This is a genomic window from Aeromonas sp. BIGb0445, from assembly GCF_024809075.1.
Classification (GTDB): Bacteria; Pseudomonadota; Gammaproteobacteria; order Enterobacterales; family Aeromonadaceae; genus Aeromonas; species Aeromonas rivuli.
In genome coordinates this window covers 1-24296 of the sequence record NZ_JANUES010000002.1, presented here as the reverse complement: position 1 = coordinate 24296, position 24296 = coordinate 1, and the positions used below count along the sequence as shown (strand labels likewise).

Below are 24296 nucleotides of genomic sequence, written 5' to 3'. Positions count from 1 at the left end.
CGATCGTCACGAGGGGTTGATGATCCTTGCCACCCCAGTGGCAGACGTCACGCCAGGGGGGCAATGGGGAAAGCGGGCATTGCAGCCATGAAAAACCCCGATGCAAGATCGGGGTTCGGTCACAGGACAGGCGGCAGACTCTGCGCCGCGGAACATCCCGCGCTCAGCCATCTATCTCCAGCGCCAGCAGCGCGAGGGCAGGCAGGGCGTTGCCCGGCATCAGCAGATGGGCCTTGTGGTGCTTCACCCTGACCTGCTTCTTGTTGCCCTGGCCAATGAGCAGACCGTGCCGATAGGCGAAACGGGCCAGCACTTGCTCGTCACCGCGCACATAGAGGGTGAGCGGCTTGACCAGCTCGCCGTCGGCGCAGGCAGCGGCCAGCTCGGCAGAGCAGATAACAATTGAAGACTGCCCCTGGTTGGCGAGTCTCGCCCGGCCATCGATCACGCTCTGGGTGACCCGCAGCCAACCCGCCTCTTCACAGTCGTCCAGCAGCGCCATGAGCCGCGCTTCCAGCCCCTGCGTCGCCGCCTGGCTGTAATGACGCACGATGCGCTCGAGCAATCCCTTGAGATCGGCCCCCGCCCCTTGGGTGCGCGCCTGCTGCACCCACCCCTTGAGATCCTCCATCACCAGACGGGAGAAGCGTTTCTCCTTGAGGGAGTCCACCAGCCAGAGGCTCAGGAAATGGCTCTCCTGGGCGGGAGTACGGGCGGCGCGGCCGGCGCCGGTGCGCACGAGTTCAGCCAGACTGGCACCGGCCATCTCGAGCAGGGCCTGGTTATAGGTTTGCACTTTCAGATCGCTCATCACGACTCCTGGGCAGATTGGGGAAGGCGCTGCAGCGCTGCAGCCCCGCCACCATCATCAAAAAGGCGCCGAGGCGCCTTTGAAAACAAGATTGCCGGGCTCACAACAAGCCCGGTTTAGCCGCCGACTTGGCCGCTTATTTGTCTTTGCGGGCCGTCTTGCGCAGGCGAGTGCGCTGGCTCTGCAGCTTGGCTTCGGCCATCACCTGGGCGGCGGCATTGTCATCACGCTGGGGCTTCTTGCCAAAGCGGCGACGCTCCTGCAACTGCTTGATCAGCATGTCACGGTTGCTCACCTCGTAACCCGGCACCATGACGCGACGGATCTTCTGGCCGATCAGCGCCTCGATGTCGAGCAGGGTACGTTCCTCCTCGCGACTGACGAAGGAGATGGCCATGCCGCTCTTGCCGGCGCGGCCGGTACGACCGATACGGTGGACATAGTCCTCGGCCAGGAAGGGCAGGTCATAGTTGACCACGTATTCCAGGTTCGGGATATCCAGACCACGGGCCGCCACTTCGGTGGAGACCAGTACCCGTACCTTGCCTTCGATGAATTCGCGCAAGGCGCGACGACGGCTGCCCTGGGCCTTCTCGCCATGGACCACGGCAGACTTGATCCCATCCAGATTCAGCTCGGCCACCAGCTCGTCGCAGCTCTCGCGGGTACTGGCAAACACCAGCACCTGTGGCCAGTTCTGCTTGCCGATAAGCTCGGAAAGCAGCTCGCGTTTGCGCTTCTGCTCGACCGGATAGACGGTATGGGTCACGGTATCGGCGGTGGAGTTCTGCTTGTTGACGCTGACTATCTGCGGCTTGTTGAGCATCACATTGGCCAGCTTCTTGACGCCATCGGAGAAGGTCGCGGAGAAGAGCAGGCTCTGGCGATCCTTGTTGACCGCCAGCAGAATTTTTTGCACCTCGGCACTGAAGCCCATGTCGAGGATGCGATCCGCTTCGTCCAGCACCAGGCACTCAACGTTGGAGAGGCTGAGGTTGCACGCGTTCAGGTGCTCGAGCAGGCGGCCCGGGGTCGCCACTATGATGTGGGCGCCGGCCTTGAGGCGACGCGCCTGTACGTCCTGCTTGCCGCCGCCGCAGATCACCTGCACGCTCAGCTCCAGATACTTGCCAAACTCCTTGATGTTGTCAGCCACCTGAGCCGCCAGTTCGCGGGTCGGGGTCAGGATCAACACACGGGCGTTGGAAGGTGCGAGCGGCGCCGGGTTATCAATGAGGCGCTGCAAGATAGGCAGTGCGAAGGCGGCGGTCTTGCCGGTGCCGGTCTGGGCACTGGCCAGTACATCCTGGCCACGGCGGATCGTCGGGATCGCCTGTTGCTGCACAGGGGTCATCTCCTGATAACCGCACTCCGAGACGGCGCGCAAAATCTCGGGGGCAAAATCGAATGATTCAAATTTCATCATGGGTTTCCTGTGTTCCAGCAAAGCTGTGATTGGCTGCGACCCGACCGGGGTGACAACGGATGCCAGGGATCGGCCTGGCCTGGCAGGGTCTGCAGGCGAGCCGGAAAATGGCGGGCGCGGAGTGTAACAAATTTTCGGCGCCAATGCGTCTCAAATAATCTCTCCGACCTAAAACTCCCTCATGTCGCGCCATGATAAGGGGCAAGCCAGGGATCAGAGAGGAGCCATGGCAGGCAGAACCGCCTGCGTCCCCCTGGTGATGCGCCTGCCTGATGCGAGGTGCCTGGCTCAGGGCAATGGACGCCGCGCCATCCTCAGGTAGAATCATCTCTAGTGCTCACATGGGCATGAGGCCACAGGGAGTTGCCATGGAGATAACAGCGATGCACAGCGCGCACACACCGTTGCTTGGCCAGGGCAAGCCAACACGGTCTCCCGCCCCCGCCGCGAGCGCTGCATCGAGGCAGCAACCCTTGTTGCTGTTGGCCTGCCTTGCGACTGCCTCTCCGGCCATGGCCGCCGACGGCGCCGTCGATGCCCGCGTGCAGGAGCGGGCCAACGCCGTGGTCTCGTTGATGACCTTCAACGTGATACCCGATATTACCTCCAGCAACCTGGATATCTCGGGGGGCAGCGGTCAACAGGCGGCATTGACCATGAGCCAGGTTGGCGGCGGCGCCACCATGAGCAAGGAGGTCCCCATCTATCTGGAGGGCAACCTGGGCTATAGCCGCTACGATCCCAAATTTGTGATAAGCCAGGGCGAAGAGAGCCGAACCATCCCCGCCAAATGGAACAGCCTGACCGCCACCGGCGGCATCGGCTGGGACTTCGCCGTCGCCCCGAATTGGGTACTGCGTCCCATCGCCAACTTTTCCCTTGGCACTGTGGCCAGCGATATCCAGATAGGTAACTGGTATCTCGATCGCCAGACCGGCAAGAGCCTCGATTTCCTCGATAACGGCCAGCTCAATGTGTTCGGACTCGGCGGCTCCCTCATGCTCGATTACGAGCTGTTCTCCGATACCCAGGACATAGACGCCGAATTTCGCTACTCCTACCTCCATCTGCAGAGCACCATTGGCACCAGTCCCAGTGTGAAGGGCGAGGCGAATGCCGAGAACTTTGGCATCTATTTGCGCCGCCGCGCGCCCCTGCTCGATTGGACCCTGCTCGATCGGCCGCTACGCTACGTGCTGGAAGGGGCCCGTACCGAATACCTGGGAGATCAACGGGGCCTGCTCGGTTTCAACGCCCTCAACTCCGTCGGGGTTGGCCTCGAGCTCGATTCGAGCAAATACCCGGTGTGGGTCACCCGTACCCGCCTCATGTACCGCTTGATGTTCGGCAACAACACCAATGGTTATGCCATTGGCCTGGCGATGAGTTTCTAACGGCGCAAATCCAAACGAGAACGAGGTTGCATGATGACAGTGACGAACCTGCAGATTGATGACTTGCTCGCCACCTTGCAAGCCCGCTTCGAACAGCACAGGCAGCGCCACGAGGGGATAACCTGGTCACAGGTGCGCGTCAGGCTCGATGCCCATCCCCAGTCATTGCGCTCGCTCCACGAGATGGAGAGCAGCGGCGGTGAGCCCGATGTCATCGGCCAGGATAGGCAGACCGGGCAGCTGCTGTTCTGTGACTGCAGCGTCGAGAGCCCAAGTGGACGCAGGAGCCTCTGCTATGACGGCGCGGCTCTGGCGTCGAGAAAGGAGAACAAGCCAGCAGGCAGCGCGACCGAGCTGGCCGCCAAGATGGGCATCACACTGCTGACGGAGGCCGAATATCGGGCGCTGCAGACCCTAGGCTGCTTCGATGCCAAGACATCGAGCTGGATACTGACCCCCGAGAAAATCAGGACGCTCGGCGGCGCCCTGTTCTGCGATCGCCGCTACGACAGCGTGTTCCTCTACCACAACGGCGCCCAGTCCTACTACGCCGCCAGGGGCTTTCGCGGTCTGTTGCGGGTCTAAACCGGCCAGGACTCAGTCCCCCAGGTGCAGCAACCTGCTCCCTGTCGAGGCCTACACCTTAAGCAAGACTCCATAGAGGCTCAGTGAAATGGACTTCACCACCCTTATTGCTCCTTTACTATCTCCGCTCGGCTATCTGCTACCCCTGCTGCTGATTGCCATTCTGATCAACACCCCCTGGTTCAAGGGCATGATCGGGGAGTGGGTTATCAACCTCAGCATCCGGCTCTTTCTCGACCAGCGGGAGTATCACCTGCTCAAGGATGTGACCCTGCCCATTCCGCAGGGCAGCACCCAGATAGACCATGTGATCGTCTCCCGCTTCGGGATATTCGTGATTGAGACCAAGAACATGAAGGGCTGGATATTCGGCAATCCGGCCCATAAAAGCTGGACCCAGCAGATCTATCGCCGCAAGCATCGCTTCCAAAATCCCCTGCACCAGAACCACCTGCATATGATGACCCTGAAATCCCTGCTGGGGCTGGCGGATCATCAGCTTCACTCGGTGATCTGCTTCATTGGCGACTGCACCTTCAAGACTCCCATGCCGGACAATGTGATGAACCGTGGGCTGATCCGCTATATCAAGGGAAAAACCACACAGGTATTGACCGCTGCCGAAGTCACCCGAGTGGTTGAGACCATCCAGCAAGGACGGCTGGCAGCCAACAGGCAGACCCATCGGCAGCATGTGGCCCAGCTCAAAGCACGCCATCGCGCAGCCCCGGACAAGCCGGAGGTCAGCATCATCACCCCGCTCAGCCAAACCGGATATTCCCCGCCATTCAAGCAAACGGAGGCATCCGCTGTCCCGCCCCCCTGCCCCCGCTGCGGCGGTGCCATGGTGTTGCGCACGGCGCGCAAGGGGGACAATCAGGGAAGTCCGTTCTGGGGATGCAGCCATTTTCCCAAATGCAGGGCGATTGTGACGCGCTAAATGCTGGCCATGCATGGGGGAGATGTCTATCGAACATCTCGCCACTGCCTGAGCTGTCCAGGCCCATGCAGCGCTCCCCCATAGACAAGGGCGGCCACTTGCCGCCCTTGTCTATGGCTGTCAGCGAATGGTCGCCATCTTCCTCACGCAGGCTTGCTCCCTGTCATCCACCCGCTTGGCAAACCAGGCGGTGGTGAGGTTGCGGGTGATCTTGGGGCTTTTGAGTTGAATGCCGGGCAGGATGGCGCGGGGTTGGCGCGTACCCGCCTGCTTGTCGGCCAGGGTAAGGACGCGATGGTAGAGGTCGGTCTGGGCAAAGTCGGCGCTGTCTCCCTTGAGCAGGCTCTGGTGGATGGCCTGCTTGCTCATGTTGACGCGGCTGGCGATGCTGTGCACCGCGAGCTCCGTCTTGCCGGGCTGGTCGGAATCATAACGGACGAGATCCCCGTCCAGGGCCAGGGGCTTGCCGCTGACCCGGCTCACCGCGGCCTGGAAGGCGGCGTTGCGGCTCGCATACCAGCCGGCATTGAAGTCGGCGAAGCGATAGAGGGTATCCGGGTAGTCGGCGGGATAGCCAAACAGGTGCTTGGTGCCGAACCAGATACCGCCCCGGCGGCTGAACACCTCGTGGCGGATGGAGTCCTTGATGGGATAGGGATAGCCACGGGCGTTGGCCTCTGCAAAGGCGATGCTCACCTGCATGGGACCTGCAGTGTGCACCGGGTTGAGGTTGCCAAAGAGCCGCTTGCCCATGGGGGCCATGCCTATCATGTCCTCGAAGATGAGACTCAGCTCCTGCTCGGTACGCGCCTTGTCGAGCCGCTCGGCATAGGACTTGCCAGTGGGGGACTGGATGCCAAGGGCGGTACGCACCACAAAATCTGGGATATGCAGGCGACCAGATCGGGCGTAGATCTCCTTCCAGGCAATCTTGCCAAGACCGGGTACCACGGGATCGGCCTGATACGTGGCCTCCTGCTCGGCTACCGCCAGCACGGTGCACACGTTGTGATCACTCACCGTCAGGCCTTGGGTGCTGAGCGCCGTCACCACATCATTGGCCCAGCCCGGTTTGTCTTGCACCTGTTTGGGCAAGAAGCGGACGATCCGGGTTTTCATGTCGGCAGGCTTTTGCGGTTGCATGGACGCGGGCAGCTTGGCGATGGCGGCAGCATCCTGCGCAGGGGCAGTCGGCTCGCTGGCACACCCAGCCAGCAGCAGGGCCGCCACCATTGGCAACCCGGTGAACCGCGTCGCAAAGAGGGAAAAGGTCGAGGAGAATATCATCAAGGCATCCGATGCAGGGGGCCAGGCGCGGGGCCTATGGCACACGAGAGTCACGCGCGCGGGGCTGTGGTAGTCAGCGATCCCCGAACGCAAGCAGGCGCCCATTGTAGTGGATTGACTCGCTGGGCTAAAGCCTTGCTCCTTTACGCCTCTGCCGACTCGCTCATGGCACCCGCATGTTGACCAGCCGCGAGTCAAGTTGCCCCTTGATCAGTGCCTGCCTTTTTATATGGAAAACGCCACCCTGAGGTGGCGTTTTCTGTGGCAATAGGCTCAAGATCAGGCCCGTTGACGCTGGGCCTGAGCCTCGATATTGATCTGGGCGGCGCCATTGATCACCGCCTGCAAGGAGGCGTGAACCACGTCGCGACCAATGGCTACCCCGCACATACGGGCGCCATCGACGCTGAGCAGCACATAGGCGACGGCGCGCGACTCCGTACCGGCGGAGAGCGCATGTTCCGAATAGTCGAGCACGTCGATATGCATCCCGGTTTCTCGCTCCCAGCCGTTGACCAGCGCCGTGATGGCCCCCTCCCCTTCACCCTCGAGTTGCAGTGCGCCGTTCGGGGTCTGCAACTCGAGGCGCAGGCTCTCCTGACTGTCGTGGCCAAGCTGGAAGCGGCCGACCCGATAGCCGTGCAGCGGCTCGAGGTAGTGCTGCTCGAACAGAGCGCGGATCTGCTCGGGGCTGATCTCGCTGCTGCTCGCCTCGGCCTGGGCCTGGACCCTGCGGCTGAAGTCGATTTGCAGCCAGCGCGGCAGTTGCAGGCCAAGGTCGCGCTCCAGCAGATAGGTGACGCCCCCCTTGCCGGACTGGCTGTTGATGCGGATCACCGCCTCGTAGCTGCGGCCCAGATCGGCGGGATCGATGGGCAGATAAGCCACATCCCAATAAGCATCGGGTTTCTCGGCCGCCAAGGATTTGCGAATGGCATCCTGATGGCTGCCGGAAAATGCGGTGTAGACCAGCTCGCCGGCATAGGGGTGGCGCGGGTGCAAGGCTATCTGGGTGCAAGCGCCCACGGTCGCGACTATGGCATCCATGTCCGACAAGTCCAGCTCGGGATCTATGCCCTGGCTGTAGAGGTTCATGGCCATGGTGACTATGTCCATGTTGCCGGTGCGCTCGCCGTTGCCAAGCAGGGTGCCCTCGATGCGATCGGCCCCCGCCAGCACCGCCAGCTCGGCGGCAGCGACCCCGCAACCTCGGTCGTTGTGGGTGTGAATGGAGATGCTCACCTCGGAGCGCGCCTTGAGGTGGCGGCAGAACCACTCCACCTGATCCGCAAACACATTGGGGGTACTCACCTCCACCGTGGCGGGCAGATTGAGGATCATGGGGCGAGCGGCGGGGCGCCACTCGTCGATCACCGCATCACACACCTCCACCGCAAATTCCACCTCGGTGCTGCTGAAGCTCTCGGGGGAATACTGGAAGCTCCACTCGGTGCCGGGGTTGCGCGCCGCATGGTCACGTACCCAACGCGCCCCCTGCACGGCGATGGCCTTGACCCCCTCCTTCCCTGAGTTGAACACATAGTTGCGCTGGGTCGGGTTGACCGAGTTGTAGACGTGGACGATGGCACGCTTGGCCCCCTTGAGCGCCTCGAAGGTGCGAATAATCAGATCTTCCCGGGCCTGCACCAGCACCTGAATGGTGACATCCTCCGGAATGAGGTTGCGTTCAATTAGCTCGCGCACGAAGTCGAAATCGGGCTGGGAGGCAGCCGGGAACCCCACCTCGATATGCTTGAAACCGACATGAGTCATCAGCGCCCACATCTGCAGCTTCTGGGCCACCGTCATGGGCTCGACCAGCGCCTGATTGCCGTCGCGCAAGTCCACGGCGCACCAGGTCGGGGCCTGCGCCAGCACCCGGTTGGGCCACTGCCTGTCCGCCAGCGCGATCACGGGGGCCGGACGGTATTTGCGATGATCGAAGCTCATATTCAGATTCCCTTGGCTAATGTCCTTGAGGCACGACGCCGTTGCGGGCGATGACGGTAAGCAACGACGCGACTGGGCAGGCAAGCAGGCGGAGTAAGGAGGGGGAAGCAGGCTGGCGCGGTAACGCTGGCCCTGACGGTTGCTGGGGTGGTAACCCCACAGCCGGTTTCCTGTGGTCCCTCTTGATAAGAGGGGCCGGCCTGCGCTGCCGGGTTGGCAGCGGGCCCTGATCCTCTCGCACCCCGCTGTTGCAGGCGCAGACGACCTTATGTGATGAGGGACCAGTATATAGAGGCTATCGGGGTGAGTGATTGCGAAGATACAAGCATTAAGTCAAGGATGCGCAATGATAATCTGTTTAATGATGAATTAAGGGTGTAAATAATCACTACAGCACCAGGGTGTGCCTTTTGTCCCCTTCGCCACGACAACCTTTGAACTTGCCCGCAGTTCCTGTTCGCCATCAAAACAAAAACCCCGCCATCACTGGCGGGGTTTGTCATTACTCATTCGCACTGACCCTCAACTGGCCGGGGAGTCATCCCCTCGACCATTAGCGGTTTTTAACTCTCTCGTGCAGCTCCTGCACCGAGTTCACGTTGGCAGTGGCATCGACGCTGATGGCCATGCACGTCGCGAAACCTGCGTTCAGGGTAGTGGTGTACGCCACCTTGTGCTGCAGGGCGCCACGGCGCAGTTGCTTGGAGTCCTGGATAGCCACCCGCCCTTCGGCGGTGTTGACGATGTAGGTGTACTCACCGTTCTTGATGCGATCCAGAATGTGCGGGCGCCCCTCGTGCACCTTGTTGACCAGGCGCGGGTTGATGCTCGCCTCGCCCAGGGCCACTGCGGTGCCATGGGTGGCATCGAGTTCATAACCCAGTTCCAGCAGCTTGGCGGCGAGATCAACGACCCGTGCCTTGTCGCTATGACGCACTGACAAGAGCGCACGGCCCTCTTTGGGCACGGCATGGCTGGCTCCCAGCTGAGCCTTGGCATACGCCTCGGCGAAGCTGTTGCCCACCCCCATCACCTCACCGGTGGAACGCATCTCAGGCCCCAGCAGCGGATCCACGCCCGGGAACTTGGCGAAGGGCAGTACCACCTCTTTCACCGAGTAGTAAGGCGGGATGATCTCGCTGGTGAAACCTTGGCTCTGCAGCGATTGCCCGGCCATGACGCGGGCGGCGATCTTGGCGAGCGGCGCACCGGTTGCCTTGGAGACGAAGGGCACGGTACGGGCGGCGCGCGGGTTCACCTCGATGAGGTAGATCTCATCATCTTTCACCGCGAACTGCACGTTCATCAGGCCGACCACGCCAAGCTCCAGCGCCAGCTTGCGTACCTGCTCGCGCATCTCGTCCTGGATCTTCTTGGACAAGGTATAGGGCGGCAGGGAGCAGCCGGAGTCACCGGAGTGGATACCCGCCTGCTCGATGTGCTCCATGATGCCGCCAATGACCACATCGACGCCGTCACAGATGGCGTCCACGTCCACTTCGGTGGCATCATCGAGGAATCTGTCCAGTAGGACCGGCGATTCGTTGGAGACGCTCACCGCCTCGGCGAAGTAGCGACGCAGGTCGATTTCGTCATAGACGATCTCCATGGCACGGCCGCCCAGCACGTAAGAGGGGCGCACCACCAGGGGATAACCGATCCGCTCGGCGGTCAGTACCGCCTGCTCCAGGGCAGTGACGGTGCCGTTTTCCGGCTGCTTGAGGCCCAGGCGTTCGACGGCAGTCTGGAAACGCTCGCGGTCTTCGGCGCGGTCGATGGCGTCCGGGCTGGTGCCGATGATGGGCACGCCGTTGGCTTCCAGGGCACGGGCAAGCTTGAGCGGCGTCTGACCACCGTACTGCACGATGACGCCTTTCGGGTTCTCGACGCGCACGATTTCCAGCACGTCTTCCAGGGTCACCGGCTCGAAGTAGAGGCGGTCGGAGGTGTCGTAATCGGTGGAGACGGTCTCGGGGTTGCAGTTGACCATGATGGTTTCGTAACCATCTTCACGCAGGGCCAGGGCCGCGTGCACGCAGCAATAGTCAAACTCGATGCCCTGACCGATGCGGTTCGGGCCACCGCCGATGATCATGATCTTGTCACGATTGCTCGGCGCCGCTTCGCACTCCTCGTCATAGCTCGAGTACATGTAGGCGGTGTCGGTGGCGAACTCGGCGGCGCAGGTATCAACCCGCTTGTAGACCGGGAAGATGTTGTGACGGGCGCGCAATTTGCGCACCTCGCCCTCGGCCACACCCAGCAACTTGGCCAGACGGGCATCGGCGAAGCCCTTGCGCTTCAAGGCGCGCAGGAAGTCGGCATCCAGACCGGCCATGCCGCGCTCTTTCACCTCCTCCTCCAGCTTGACCAGATCTTCAATCTGAACCAGGAACCAGGGGTCAATCTTGGTCAGCTTGAAGATGCCGTCCATGGAGAGACCGGCGCGGAACGCATCGGCGATGTACCAGATGCGGTCGCAGCCCGCCTCTTGCAGCTCGTGACGGATGCGGGTCAGGGAGTCCGGGGCATTGAGGTCAACCATGGGGTCGAAGCCGGTTTTGCCGGTTTCGAGGCTGCGCAGCGCCTTGTGCAGGGACTCCTGGAAGTTGCGGCCAATCGCCATCACTTCACCCACGGATTTCATCTGGGTGGTGAGACGGTCGTTGGCGCCGGCAAATTTTTCGAAGTTGAAGCGCGGTATCTTGGTGACCACGTAGTCGATGGCCGGCTCGAAGGAGGCCGGTGTCCGGCCGCCGGTGATGTCGTTCATCAGCTCGTCCAGGGTGTAACCGATAGCGAGCTTGGCGGCGATCTTGGCGATGGGGAAACCGGTCGCCTTGGAGGCCAGCGCGGAGGAGCGGGAGACCCGCGGGTTCATCTCGATGATGACCATGCGGCCATCTTTCGGGTTGATGCCGAACTGGACGTTGGAGCCACCGGTCTCGACACCGATCTCGCGCAGCACCGCCATGGAGGCGTTGCGCATCAGTTGATACTCCTTGTCGGTCAGCGTCTGGGCTGGCGCGACCGTGATGGAGTCACCGGTGTGGATACCCATGGGGTCGAAGTTTTCGATGGCGCAGACGATGATGCAGTTGTCGTTGCGATCCCGCACCACTTCCATCTCGTACTCTTTCCAGCCAATCAGCGACTCATCGATGAGCAGCTCCTTGGTCGGCGACAAGTCCAGACCGCGCTCACAGATCTCGACGAACTCTTCGGTGTTGTAGGCGATGCCGCCACCGGAGCCACCCATGGTGAAGGAGGGACGGATGATGCAGGGGAAGCCAACCATCTGCTGCACGCCCCAGGCCTCTTCCATGTTGTGGGCGATGCCCGCACGGGGACATTCGAGACCAATGCTCTTCATGGCGATGTCGAAGCGGCGGCGATCTTCGGCCTTGTCGATGGCATCGGCGGTGGCGCCGATCATCTCGACCCCGAACTCGGCCAGCACCCCGTGCTTCTCCAGATCCAGCGCACAGTTCAGTGCAGTCTGGCCACCCATGGTGGGCAGGATGGCGTCCGGGCGCTCTTTCTTGATGATCTCGCGCACCACTTCCCAGGTGATGGGTTCGATGTAGGTGGCATCGGCCATCTCGGGGTCGGTCATGATGGTGGCCGGGTTGGAGTTCACCAGGATGACGCGGTATCCCTCCTCGCGCAGGGCTTTGCAAGCCTGGGCGCCGGAGTAGTCAAATTCGCAGGCCTGACCGATGACGATGGGGCCGGCGCCGAGGATCAGGATGCTCTGTAGGTCGTTACGTTTTGGCATGGCTTCTCTTTTCCTCTTAAGCGCGATACTGCTTGATCAATTCAATAAAGTGGTCGAACAGACCGGCACAGTCGTGGGGACCCGGGCTCGCCTCGGGGTGACCCTGGAAGCTGAAGGCCGGACGGTCGGTACGATGGATGCCTTGCAAGGAGCCGTCGAACAGGGAGACGTGGGTGGCACGCAGGCAATCGGGCAGCGAGGTCTCATCCACCGCAAAACCGTGGTTCTGGGCGGTGATCATCACGGTATTGTCATCCAGACTCTTGACCGGGTGGTTGGCACCGTGGTGGCCGAACTTCATCTTCGCCGTCTTGGCACCGGAAGCCAGGCCCAGCAGCTGGTGACCCAGGCAGATGCCAAACACCGGGGTGTTGGTCTCGAGGAAGGCCTTGATGGCCGCGATGGCGTAGTCGCACGGCTCGGGGTCACCGGGGCCGTTGGAGAGGAAGATGCCATCGGGGTTCATGGCCAGCACCTCGGCGGCCGGGGTCTTGGCCGGTACCACGGTCAGGCGGCAGCCACGGTCCACCAACATGCGCAAGATGTTGCGCTTGACGCCAAAATCGTAGGCGACCACGTGATATTTGAAGTCGCTTTCGCTCGGGGTGACATGACCCTTGCCCAGCTGCCAGCTCCCTTCGGACCAGGTGTAGGACTCATTTACGGTCACTTCTTTGGCCAGGTCCATCCCCTTGAGGCCGGGGAAGGCGCGCGCTTGGCTCAGCGCATATGCCTCATCAACCTGCTTGCCCGCCAGGATGCAACCGGCCTGGGCGCCTTTTTCACGCAGGATGCGAGTCAGTTTGCGGGTATCTATCTCGGCAATGCCGACGATGTTTTGGGACTTGAGGTAATCGGAGAGAGATTGCTGATTGCGGAAATTGGAGGCAAGGATCGGAAGGTCACGGATGATCAGGCCCTGAGCATGGATCCGATCGGACTCTTCATCTTCGTTGTTGGTGCCGGTGTTGCCTATATGTGGATAAGTGAGGGTGACTATCTGACGGGAATATGAGGGGTCGGTAAGGATTTCCTGGTAACCCGTCATCGACGTGTTAAAAACAACCTCACCAACAGAACATCCCTCGGCGCCTATCGACACGCCTTTGAACACAGTTCCATCTTCCAGCACTAGCAATGCAGTGTGATTCAAGACAACCTCCAGTTATTTAGCTTTAAATTCAGCAATTTACCTGGGTGTCGCGGCTCAGAACCTTGTGTGAAACAGGGGGCTGAACCGGCAGATTTCTGGCAAATTGGGCGCATTCTACTCAAAAATGATGTCATTTCAATGTCTTTCAACAAAATAAATGCATCTAAATTCAATAAAAAAGCAATATTACCCATTATCTATGCAGTTTTACTATTTACAACCCCCGCCGACAAAAGAAAATCCCGATACGCGTTCAAAACTGCCCACCTGAGTCACCCTGGTGACACAATTCAACATTTAACCAAACAAAAACAGATAGTTGGTAAATTAAAAAAAATATCTCAATCACGATAAAAGCATATTTTTCAGTACTTGTTTTTATGAAACCAAAGGAAAACGTTTTTCTTTCATTGAATTTTTACGCTTTTTAAGGTCGTGTGAGAAAATCGTAGCAAGGGCCAAAAACAGGGACTTGCCGTTCACCCTCCGGTGACAACTCATGCCCCCATCATCGGGGGTATTGGGAAAGAGTGAGTGTTATGGACGCTTGGTTGAAAAAAAAGAGCATAAGCCCTATTTAACACACATAAAAAACCCCGGTCGCCCGGGGTCATCTGCTTCACTTCAGGTTGAGTACGTCCTGCATGTCATACAGGCCCATTGGCTGCCTGCTTAGCCAGGCGGCGGCGCGTACCGCACCGTTGGCGAAGGTGAGTCGGCTCGACGCCTTGTGGCTGATCTCGACCCGCTCGCCAATGTCGGCGAACATGACGGTGTGCTCCCCGACCAGATCCCCGGCACGAATGGTGGCGAAGCCGATGGTGTTGCGATCCCGCTCACCGGTGATCCCTTCGCGGCCATAGACGGCGCACTCTTTCAAGTCACGTCCGAGGGTCTTGGCCACCACTTCCCCCATGGAGAGCGCGGTACCGGACGGCGCGTCCACCTTGTGTCTGTGATGCCCTTCGATGATCTCGATGTCGGTGTAGTCTCCCATCACCTTGGCGGCCTGCTCCAGCAGCTTGAACACCAGATTGACACCGACCGAATAGTTGGAAGCGAAGACGATGCCTATGTGCTGGGCCGCCTCATGCAGAGCCTGCTTGCCTGCCTCGTCAAAACCGGTGGTGCCTATCACCATGGCCTTGCCATGGGCGCGGGCGAAGGCCAGATTGGCCAGGGTCACTTCGGGGCGAGTGAAATCGATGATGAGATCGAACTCATCCCGTACCTTGTCCAGGCTGTCGCTGATAGCCACCCCCAGGTGGCCCAGCCCATTGAGTTCGCCCGCGTCCAGACCGACCACGACAGAGCCCGGTCGCTCCAGTGCGGCGCCAACGACCACCCCCTCAGCATTGGCGATGGCCTCCAGCAGCACCTTGCCCATACGACCATTACAGCCCATCACGGCCACACGGATCGGATTGTCCATCTCCACCCTCTCATCTGTTGTCATGTTTTTTGGAAAGGGACAGTTCTACCAGCCCTGACGTCCTTTGAAAAGCCCCGTGAGCCTCCCGGCTTAGCACCGCTATATAAACGGATAATTTTCAAATATCAGAATATATAACGACATAATCCAATATGTCAGAATCAACATGCATTAATATTTATCCATCTGGACGGCTATCTTGACCCGTGAGAGGCAAATCACTAGGGTATGGGGCCAGAGTGGCAGGATGCCAGCCGCCCAATGCGGTTCATATGACAGGAGTCATGTTCCACGCATCCGAGGCCCTCATGCACCAACGAGTCCCTAACTCCACCGCCCTGCTTCCTCTACTGTTGTTCCTGGCCATCTTCATTGGCACCGGCACCTGGCTCACTCTGCAAGGGGTCGAGTTCGCCTTCTATCAGCTGCCTGCCCCTGTTGCCGTACTACCTGCGGTGATCCTGGCCCTGCTGCTCGGCAAGGAGAGCTTCAACCAGAATCTTGAAACCTTCTTCAAGGGAATTGGTGACAGCAACATCATGGCGATGTGCCTGATCTATCTGCTGGCGGGGGCCTTTGCCACCGTGGCCAAGGCCACGGGGGGGGTGGACGCCACCGTCTCCCTCGGTCTGTCACTGATCCCCGGCTGGTGCCTGCTGCCGGGTCTGTTTCTCATCTGCGCCTTTATTGCCACCGCCATGGGTACCTCCATGGGCACCATAGGGGCAGTCGCACCTGTGGCCCTCGGCGTCGCCCAGGCCGCCGGCATCGATCCCGTGCTGATGGCGGGTACCATACTCTCGGGAGCCATGTTCGGCGATAACCTCTCCATCATCTCGGACACCACCATAGCCGCGACCCGCAGCCAGGGCTGCGAGATGAAAGACAAGTTTCGCGAGAATTTCAAGATTGCCGCCCCCGCCGCCGTGCTGGTGATCCTGATCTACCTCACCCTGGGCAATGTGGGCGACGCACCGGCCCCCCATGGCAGCCCGGACTTGTTCAAGGTGATGCCTTACCTGCTGATCCTGGGGCTGGCACTGGCCGGGGTGAATGTGTTCGTGGTGCTTGGTCTGGGCATATTGGCCGCCGGTATGGTGGGGCTGTTCGGGGGTTACTCCCTCGGCCAATTTAGCAAGGATATCTATCAGGGCTTCACCGGCATGCAGGAGATCTTCCTGCTCTCCATGCTGATCGGTGGTCTCGGCGCCCTGATGGAGCGCCAGGGAGGATTGGCCTGGATTGGCGATCGCATCGGCGCCCTCATCCGTCGTTTCACCCGCCAGCATGATGGCGAGCAGAACGAGAAAGCCGCAGAGCTCGGCATCGCCGGGGTGGTGGGCCTCACGAACCTGTGCACCGCCAACAACACCGTCGCCATCATAGTGGCCGCCAAGGTCTCCCGGGACCTGGCCGAACAGCATGGGGTCACCCCACGTCGGGCCGCCTCCATGCTGGATATCTTCTCCTGCGTGGTGCAGGGTCTCATCCCCTGGGGAGCCCAGGCCCTGCTGCTCGGCTCAGTGTTTGCCCTCTCCCCCCTCTCGGTGGTGAGCATGAGTTTTTATCCCATGGCGCTGGCGCTCTCGGCCCTGGTCGCCATCGTTATCAAGCATCAACTGCGCCGGGATTGAGATCCGACAATCCCTGCCAAGCCGGGCCCAGTGCCCGGCTTTTTTATCCCAGGCCGTTTGCCCTGTGCGCTCCCCTTGTTAAGGTAGAGGCACGCAATCCAACCCGGAGCCTCCCATGTCGGACAGACAATCCCTGCGCCAACTCATCCGCCAGCGCAGACGCGCCCTGAGCCAGACCGAGCAACAGGTCGCGGCGCAGCAGTTGCTGGCTCAGTGCCAGCAGCATCCGGACATGCTGACCGCCAAGCGCATCGCCCTCTACCTTGCCAACGACGGCGAGCTCAGTACCCTGCCGCTCATTCACTGGCTCTGGGCACAGCACAAGGAGGTCTATCTGCCGGTGCTGCACCCCTTCAACCCGGGCCATCTCCTGTTCTTGCGCTATACGGCGACCAGCCCCATGACCCAGAACCGTTTTGGCATCGCCGAGCCCGAGCTCGATGTGTTGCAGGTCTTGCCCCACACCAATCTGGACCTTATCTGCACGCCGCTGGTTGCCTTCGACGAGACTGGCAACCGGCTCGGTATGGGGGGCGGGTATTACGATCGCACCCTGACCGCCTGGCAGCAGCACCGACTGGGGCCCAAGCCGCTGGGTATTGCCCATGACTGCCAGCGAGTCGACACCATTCCCTGCGAGAGTTGGGACGTGCCGCTGCCGGAGATCCTGACCCCGAGCAGGCGCTGGTGCTTCGCGCGAAGCTGAGGGCGCCTGCTGCAATGATGCCATCGGGCGCCACTCGACATGAGTCTGGCGAGTCGGTTGAGTGACAAACAACTCGCCACTCCGCCTTTGTCGGCGGCATCGGCGGCCGTCTGCCCAACAAACAAGCAAACGATTTACATCTTGGGCTTTTTATCCTCATAACGTGAGCGCCACGGTCGCCCCCGAGAGTACTCTTGGCTATAATGCGCCCGCTTTTTCCCCTAAGGATCTACCATGACTCAAGATGACATGAAGAAGGCGGCCGGCTGGGCTGCGCTCAAATACGTAGTGCCCGGCACCATAGTCGGCGTAGGCACCGGCTCCACCGTCAATCACTTTATCGACGCCCTGGCGACCATGAAGGGTGAGATCAAGGGGGCCGTATCCAGCTCCGTGGCCTCCACCGAGCGTCTCAAGGGCCTTGGCATTGAGGTGTTTGACCTCAATGACATCGATGCCCTCTCCGTCTATGTAGATGGCGCCGACGAGATCAATGGCAGCCGCGACATGATCAAGGGCGGTGGCGCTGCCCTCACCCGGGAAAAGATCGTCGCCGCCGTGGCGGACAAGTTCATCTGCATCATCGACAACACCAAGACAGTGGATGTGCTGGGGCAATTCCCGCTGCCGGTCGAGGTGATCCCCATGGCGCGCGAGTACGTGGCCCGCGAGATCCGCAAACTCGGTGGCAACCCAGTCTGGCGTAGCGGTGTCATCACCGATAACGGCAATGACATACTGGACGTCAAGGGTATGGCCATCACGGATGCCAAGGGGCTGGAAAACCAGCTCAATGCCATCGTCGGCGTCGTCACCAACGGACTGTTCGCGCACCGTGGTGCGGACGTAGTACTGATAGGTACACCGGACGGCGTCATCACCCAATAATCGGGTAGTGACATTGATAGCGGCGCCTGATGGCGCCGTTTTTTATTATCTGTCAGTCCCTTGCCGCCAACCGTTTGCAACTATCGTTGATAACTTCAAAGAATTTGACTTTCGTCACAAATATTCCCTCTGCCTGTTGTTTTTGCTACTTTACGGTTTTCTTCACACACCATAGCTGCACTGATTTAGAGGGATCGCCATGACCGTCAAGTTTTCGCTCGACAAGGATAAGATCAAGGTACTGCTGCTGGAGGGGGTACATCCCAACACGGTAGAAACCTTCCGGGCCGCCGGTTACACCAATGTGGATTACCTGAAAACCTCCCTGAGCGAAGAGGATCTGATCGAACGGATCCGTGATGTCCACTTCGTCGGTCTGCGCTCACGTACCCAACTCACCGACAAGGTGCTGGACGCGGCCCAGAAGCTGTTTGCCATCGGCTGCTTCTGCATCGGCACCAACCAGGTGGATCTGAAAGCCGCCGAGCTACGCGGCATTCCCGTCTTCAACGCGCCTTTCTCCAACACCCGTTCGGTCGCCGAGCTGGTATTGGGTGAGATACTGCTGTTGTTGCGCGGTATTCCCGAGAAAAATGCCAAATGCCATCGGGGTGTGTGGGAAAAGCTGGCCAACCGCTCGGTAGAAGCGCGTGGCAAGAAACTCGGTATCATAGGTTATGGCCACATCGGCACCCAGCTTGGCATCATCGCCGAGAGTATTGGCCTCAAGGTCTATTACTACGACATCGAGAACAAACTCTCCCTGGGTAACGCCATCCAGGTACCGAGCATGGCCGAGTTGCTCAACATGTCCGATGTCATCAGCCTGCATGTGCCAGAGACGGCCTCCACTCAGGATCTGATCGGCGCCGAGCAACTGCGCATGATGAAACCAGGCGCCATCCTGATCAACGCATCCCGTGGCACTGTGGTCGATATCGATGCCCTGGCCGACGTGATCAAGAGCGGTCACCTGAGTGGCGCCGCCATCGACGTCTTCCCAAGCGAACCCAAGTCCAACGATGAAGAGTTCCTCACTCCGCTGCGCGGCCTGGACAATGTGCTGCTCACCCCGCACATCGGTGGCTCGACCCAGGAAGCCCAGGAGAACATCGGCCTGGAAGTAGCCAGCAAGCTGGTCAAGTACTCGGACAATGGCTCCACCCTGTCCGCGGTCAACTTCCCGGAAGTCTCCCTGCCTGGTCACAAGGGCTCCAGCCGCTTGTTGCATATTCACCGCAACCAGCCTGGTGTCATGAACCAGATCAACCAGATCTTCGCCGAAGAGGGGATCAACATCGCCGGTCAGTACCTGCAAACCAGCAGCGAGATCGGTTATGTGGTGATCGACGTAGAGACTGAGCACAGTGAGAAAGCCCTCGCCAAGCTCAAAGAGATCAACGGCACGTTGCGGGCCCGGATCCTGCACTGATCGCACATCGTCATCATCAAAAAGGGCTCCTATAGGAGCCCTTTTTATATGCTGTGCGAGATGATCCGACTCAATCGATCAGGAACACCGCCTCGACATTGTCCGTGATGCTGATCTCCTGCTGCTCATAGCTGGCATCCGCCTCGGGCGCCGCCGCCATCGCGGCCATCTTCATCCCTCGGCCATAGACCGGCATGTGCGCGGCATTGCGATACTCGATGCTGTATACCTTGCCCAGAGTCACCCCAAATGCCTTGGCCAGGGATTGCGCCTTGGCTCTGGCATCTTGTACCGCGCTGACTCTGGCCTGCTCGCGAGCAGCCTGGGGATCTTTCAAACCAAACTCAATCTGGGAAACGGACTCGAGCCCGGATTTGAGGGCGGTGTCCATCAGCTGGCTGAGCTTGTCGAGTTGATAGAGTTTGACTGCCAGCTGGCGCTGAGCACGATAACCGGTCAATTCGGGTTTACGGTTTTGCGGATACTGATATTCGGGGGAGATCACCAGATTGCCCGCCTCCACATCGCTGCGTTTGATGCCCAACCCCTCGAGTTGACCAAAGAAGGCCGCAACCCGTTTGTCGACCTGCTGCTTGGCATCAATGCCCTTCTTCTCCAACGCCGTCACGGCCACACGCAGGGTCAGCATGTCGGGCTCCACCTTCTGCTCGGCATTGCCGCTCACCAACAGATGCGGGGCTTGAGGCACCTCGATAGCCATGGTGGTTGCACTGGTGCAAATCAGACACAGGGAAAGGATGGAACGCCACATAGATAACACCTCAATCAGAATGATGGCGGCATTATGCACGGGCCAGATGCAGATTCATATATCGTGACTGGGGGGGATAAAGTCCAGCACGTGATTGCTCATGTCCAGACTAATGCTGATCTCGTTGATCGCCTGTGCTGGCGGTTGAGAGAGATTCGGTGTGGCGGCCAGTTCCGGCAGCCTGTCGGCCTCATCGAAGTGGAATGAGTCCCACGACAGAATGTGTCCCTCAACAGGTGACGTCACCTCCACAGCGGCAATGGGATCGCTCCAAGCGTCCCATCCTTGCGTATCGGGACTGGCCAATAAATCATGCAGGGGAGCCGTGATACTCTGCAACGAGCACTCTTGCTGACGTTGCCCATCGCCGCAGAGCAGCACCATGTGGGGGGATTCAACACCGACATAGGGGACGAAGGAGAGTTGCATAGCGGCAAAGTCGACGTTCAATACCCCGGCGGCCTCACCATCTTCGTTCTCTATTTCAAGCCCGGTCAGGCTGCTGCCATCGAGCTGGGTCTGATAGGCAAAGCGGCCGGAGCAGACAATATTGTCCTGCCCGTCCCAGCTATAGCGAATGCCATCAATGTCAATCCAGTTAAAGGGCCCCATATCTTCCTCACTACGTCAATGTTGCCTATCTTAACGTCCTTCCCGTGTCAGCAACAGAGGGCAGGCAAGCCCGCCCTCTGTACATGCTGTCTACGGATGTGGATCCACCTTGAGGTTACCATCATCGAGCAGTTGCTTGATGATGTCCTGGTTGGAACCAGAAGAGAAGCTAGGTGCATTCTGGAAGAGCACAGTCAACTGATCCCCGCCTGCAGTACCACCATTGGTGTCTATGGTCAGCGTGTTATTGGCCGTATCAAAGGTCAGATAACTGTTGAGCGTACCGGCCAAGACACTGTTGTTGGCGCTGGCAGGCACATCGACCAGCAACTGGGACAAGTCCAGCACATCGCTGTTGGCATTGCTGCCACTCAACCCAAGGGTGAAGTCGGCTATCTTGTCGATACTGCCATCGGCCTCGCCAGCCAGCCACTTGAAGGTATCGTGCCCGGCGCCACCGGTCAGGGTATCTGCACCCAGGCCACCGATCAGCGTATCGTTGCCGATGCCGCCATCCAGGATATCGGTACCCACCCCTCCCAACAGGGCATCATTGCCTGCATCACCATACAGAGTATCGTTCCCAGCGCCCCCTTCTATGTGGTCATGACCCCCATTGCCATGAATGGTGTCATTACCACCATAACCCAACAGCACATCATCGCCTGCCGTTCCGTTAAGGTTGTTATCAGCACCGGTGCCTTCTATCGGAGTCGGCACAGCGGCAGCTGTGGCTCCAATGTTGATGGTCAGCTGGGCGGTGTCCTGATCACCATCGCTTTGCATGACCTGATAGGTGAAGACATCAGATTGACCGACATTACTCAGGTTCGAGTTGGGAGTGTAGGTGTAGGCACCATCACTGTGGATCTCGAGGGAACCATAGAGCCCGGCAACCGTCTGACTGGTGGTAACAGAGGTATAACTGCTGCCATTCCAGATCTTGAGCACTGCGTGCTCGCTGCCCAGCGCATCCACCGCCCCCCAGGGATCGCTGCTGTACGGGTTGTGGTTGGGATCGGTCAGCACATTGCCCTGAGCAGCCATGATGGCAATGGCGGCGGTGGCAGCGGCTGTGATGTTGAGCCTGATATTGTCCAGTTGCAAGGTGGAATCACTGTTTCCAGAACCATCATTGACCGAGAAATAGACCCGATAACGAGTGTTTGCATCCAGTGTTGTCGTCGTGATCGTGGTCATTGCACCAGGATCGCTGGATAGAGTACCACTCAAGCCAGTCCCGGAGAGCTGGGTCCAGTTCGAACCATCAAACTTGTACAGATTCCAAGTCACCGTATCGCTGCCATTCACATTGGCTCTGTCGTACTGGAAGCTCAGTGTTGTCGCCAGTGTCGAATTAGTCACAAACTCGGGGGTAATAAGCTGCGCAGCCCCCGCACCATCATCATTCGTGTCGACCAGTTGCAATACGCCACTGCTCACGCTGCCATCCAGTGTTGTGCTGTTCAAGGTACTGACGACCCACTTGTCTCCATTACCTGCAACCGCCGTAGCGATAGTGCTTGACCCCAAATCGATCACGCTGGTACCGGTGCCAGACGTGTCATATATCCAGGGGTTATATCCTGTACCGCTCCCATTGGTCGTCGTCTGGAAATCCGCCAAGGTTGTAGGGGTCGTCACCCCAGGCACCATGATCTGATACACCAGCGCCTCATTGCTGTTGTCATAGACGGTGACCTCACTGGAATCCGTGGTGATCATATTCAACACCCCTGTCTTCACATCCCCATCGGCATCACTGATGGTGTAACGGAAGGTTTCGGTGTAGTCATTGGCCACATCCAGCGACAGGCTGTAACTGTAAGCCCCGGTCAACAAATTGACCGAGAGAGTGCCCCCCCCATGAGTCGGAATAGTCAGCACATGGGTAGTAGCGTTATAGCCGGAATAAGCCGTGGTGTAGATAACGTCCGGTGTCGCCGGGTTACCATCGGCATCGTGGGAAATACTGGTAATGGGCAAGGCGGCAGGACCGTCCGCACCAAAGGCCACCCCAGCATCGATCAGCAGGTTGCCTGTGGTTGGCACCTGCACAGTCCCCGAGAGGGTGCTGGCCAACTGACTCAGGTCCGTCACTATGATGGCAGGCTGATCTGTTCCCGTAGCGCCGTTGTAAGAGATAGGCTCCAATGCTGGCGCCGTCGCCCCGCCCCCCATCCCCAAGGCATAGGCCTTGACATCATTGTTGGTCAGGAAATTCTGCCAAGCAGTCTGTTCAGCCGCATTGATACCGTTGTTTCCCGTACCGACCACACCGGGCCAGCTGGTGCTTTCGGTAGGCTCACCATCGGAGAGGAAATAGAGCACGCTCTGTCCGCCGATGATCTTCCCTGCCGAATCATATGCCGCCATCGCCTTGATCAAAGCATCGTCATAATCAGTGCCGCCGTTACCCAAGGTATCGGTAATGTCATCGATAACATCCAGTGCCTGAGCTGCCGTCAACCAGATATCCCCCGAGCCGAGGAAGTTGGTGGTCGCCGTGCTGGCAAACCCCACCAGACGCACCATCACATTGCCCAGATCGTCATAGTCGCTGATCAGTTGCAGGATGGAAGCCCTGGCAACGGCCATCCGGGTAGCAAATCCAGGTGCCTCTGCATCGAAGTCCATACTGCCCGAGGTATCCAATATGATCATCAGATTGGTACCAGGGTTAGAAAACTCTTCTACCCGGGTATTCAGCTCTACCGGTTGAACCGGCACATCATCCACGATGCGCACGATGAGCTGGTCGCTGCCACTGGTGCCAGTCACCCCGTTCACCGCGATGGTCACGCTGTCATCAAACTCGGTCAGCGTAGCCCCCGCCTTATTGTCGTTGTCGATGGTCGCGCTCAGGGTGTAGCTGTAGTTCACCGTCCCACTGGTCGCTGTCCCGCTGTAACTCAGCAGGGTCAGTACCCCCTCCCCGGTGTTGATGGTCTGGCTGCCGTTGAAGGCCTGCATCTGGGCAAAGGTATAGGTCGTGCCCCCTATCACCACGTTCAAAATCCCGTCCGATGCCGCCACCGTGAAGCTGCCTGTCGCCGTCTCGCTGTTGGCCGCCGCATTCGAGCCGTTCGGGCTGAGACCCGCCTCGTAGACCAGGTGGTCCGGACCCATCGCCGCCACCGTCACCACGCTGGCGCTGTCATTCGCACCCTGGATGGTGATGGTCAGCTTGGCGATTGCCTCATCGCCATCGGCATCCTTCATGGTGTACCAGACGTCATAGCCCTGGTTGAAGGCCGATGTCAGTGCCTGGGTCGCCGGACGGCTGTTGTCCAGCGCATAGGTCCAGCTGCCATCGCCGTTTTGCACGAAGTTGCCGTAGGTCGTCAGCGCGGTGACTGCCGCACTGTTGTTATGCCCGGTCGCACTCCAGCCCACGAACACCGCCGGGGTGTCTGCGCCAGAGAGGTCGTTGCCCAGCACGTTGCCGTTCAGGCTCGCCACCACGTCTTCGGTCACGGTGCCGCCGACATTGTCG

General features: G+C 59.6%; 17 protein-coding genes. 7 read left to right on the top strand and 10 right to left on the bottom strand.

From position 1 onward, the window contains the following. Positions 1–163: 163 nt before the first annotated feature. Both M2367_RS03845 and M2367_RS03840 read right to left on the bottom strand, forming a co-directional pair. A complete protein-coding gene (locus M2367_RS03845; protein WP_198135274.1) occupies positions 164–802 on the bottom strand; it encodes a DUF2913 family protein in 639 nt (212 codons plus the stop codon). Between the two features lie 145 nt (positions 803–947). Continuing rightward, positions 948–2234: a DEAD/DEAH box helicase gene (locus M2367_RS03840; RefSeq protein WP_042042272.1), complete on the bottom strand. Its 1287-nt coding sequence runs from the start codon at positions 2232–2234 to the stop codon at positions 948–950. Positions 2235–2749: 515 nt separating this feature from the next. Here M2367_RS03840 and M2367_RS03835 point away from each other — a divergent pair. The 3 genes from M2367_RS03835 (at position 2750) to M2367_RS03825 (ending at position 5156) form a co-directional block, all read left to right on the top strand. Beyond that, complete coding sequence (locus tag M2367_RS03835) at positions 2750–3631, top strand: autotransporter domain-containing protein (protein ID WP_310504054.1); 882 nt, start codon at positions 2750–2752, stop codon at positions 3629–3631. 30 nt (positions 3632–3661) lie between these two features. Further along, positions 3662–4216, top strand: a complete 555-nt coding sequence (locus M2367_RS03830; RefSeq protein ID WP_259235860.1) for a DUF4256 domain-containing protein — start codon at positions 3662–3664, stop codon at positions 4214–4216. Positions 4217–4304: 88 nt separating this feature from the next. Continuing rightward, complete coding sequence (locus M2367_RS03825) at positions 4305–5156, top strand: nuclease-related domain-containing protein (protein WP_259235859.1); 852 nt, start codon at positions 4305–4307, stop codon at positions 5154–5156. 120 nt (positions 5157–5276) lie between these two features. Here M2367_RS03825 and M2367_RS03820 read toward each other — a convergent pair whose 3' ends face one another. The 5 genes from M2367_RS03820 to dapB all read right to left on the bottom strand — a co-directional run bounded on the left by M2367_RS03820 (position 5277) and on the right by dapB (position 14756). Continuing rightward, the gene (locus tag M2367_RS03820) at positions 5277–6389 is read right to left on the bottom strand and encodes a DUF1615 domain-containing protein (RefSeq protein ID WP_005899209.1); all 1113 of its coding nucleotides are present in this window, start codon (positions 6387–6389) and stop codon (positions 5277–5279) included. Between the two features lie 333 nt (positions 6390–6722). Further along, complete coding sequence (gene leuA / locus M2367_RS03815) at positions 6723–8393, bottom strand: 2-isopropylmalate synthase (protein ID WP_259235858.1); 1671 nt, start codon at positions 8391–8393, stop codon at positions 6723–6725. A 553-nt stretch (positions 8394–8946) separates the two neighbouring features. After that, a complete protein-coding gene (gene carB / locus M2367_RS03810; protein ID WP_259235857.1) occupies positions 8947–12171 on the bottom strand; it encodes a carbamoyl-phosphate synthase large subunit in 3225 nt (1074 codons plus the stop codon). A gap of 16 nt (positions 12172–12187) precedes the next feature. Next, entirely contained in the window at positions 12188–13324 is a 1137-nt protein-coding gene (gene carA, locus M2367_RS03805; protein WP_259235856.1) for a glutamine-hydrolyzing carbamoyl-phosphate synthase small subunit, read from the bottom strand. A 619-nt stretch (positions 13325–13943) separates the two neighbouring features. Then, the gene (gene dapB / locus M2367_RS03800) at positions 13944–14756 is read right to left on the bottom strand and encodes a 4-hydroxy-tetrahydrodipicolinate reductase (RefSeq protein WP_259235855.1); all 813 of its coding nucleotides are present in this window, start codon (positions 14754–14756) and stop codon (positions 13944–13946) included. Between the two features lie 284 nt (positions 14757–15040). Here dapB and M2367_RS03795 point away from each other — a divergent pair, with 284 nt between their 5' ends. The 4 genes from M2367_RS03795 (at position 15041) to serA (ending at position 19416) form a co-directional block, all read left to right on the top strand. Beyond that, positions 15041–16390 (top strand): Na+/H+ antiporter NhaC family protein, encoded by a 1350-nt coding sequence (locus M2367_RS03795; RefSeq protein ID WP_404972849.1) that lies wholly within the window; start codon positions 15041–15043, stop codon positions 16388–16390. Between the two features lie 115 nt (positions 16391–16505). After that, positions 16506–17096 (top strand): 5-formyltetrahydrofolate cyclo-ligase, encoded by a 591-nt coding sequence (locus tag M2367_RS03790; RefSeq protein ID WP_259235854.1) that lies wholly within the window; start codon positions 16506–16508, stop codon positions 17094–17096. Positions 17097–17330: 234 nt separating this feature from the next. Continuing rightward, entirely contained in the window at positions 17331–17984 is a 654-nt protein-coding gene (gene rpiA, locus M2367_RS03785; RefSeq protein ID WP_259235853.1) for a ribose-5-phosphate isomerase RpiA, read from the top strand. Between the two features lie 199 nt (positions 17985–18183). Then, on the top strand, positions 18184–19416 hold the full coding sequence (gene serA, locus M2367_RS03780; RefSeq protein WP_042042282.1) for a phosphoglycerate dehydrogenase: 1233 nt from the start codon (positions 18184–18186) through the stop codon (positions 19414–19416). A gap of 70 nt (positions 19417–19486) precedes the next feature. On the opposite strand, the gene M2367_RS03775 is transcribed toward serA, so the two are convergent. The 3 genes from M2367_RS03775 to M2367_RS03765 all read right to left on the bottom strand — a co-directional run. Next, positions 19487–20188, bottom strand: a complete 702-nt coding sequence (locus M2367_RS03775; RefSeq protein ID WP_259235852.1) for an SIMPL domain-containing protein — start codon at positions 20186–20188, stop codon at positions 19487–19489. Between the two features lie 54 nt (positions 20189–20242). After that, on the bottom strand, positions 20243–20800 hold the full coding sequence (locus tag M2367_RS03770; protein ID WP_042042284.1) for a hypothetical protein: 558 nt from the start codon (positions 20798–20800) through the stop codon (positions 20243–20245). 90 nt (positions 20801–20890) lie between these two features. After that, positions 20891–24296: VCBS domain-containing protein (locus M2367_RS03765; RefSeq protein ID WP_259235851.1), on the bottom strand; the 3406-nt coding region annotated here is incomplete at its 5' end.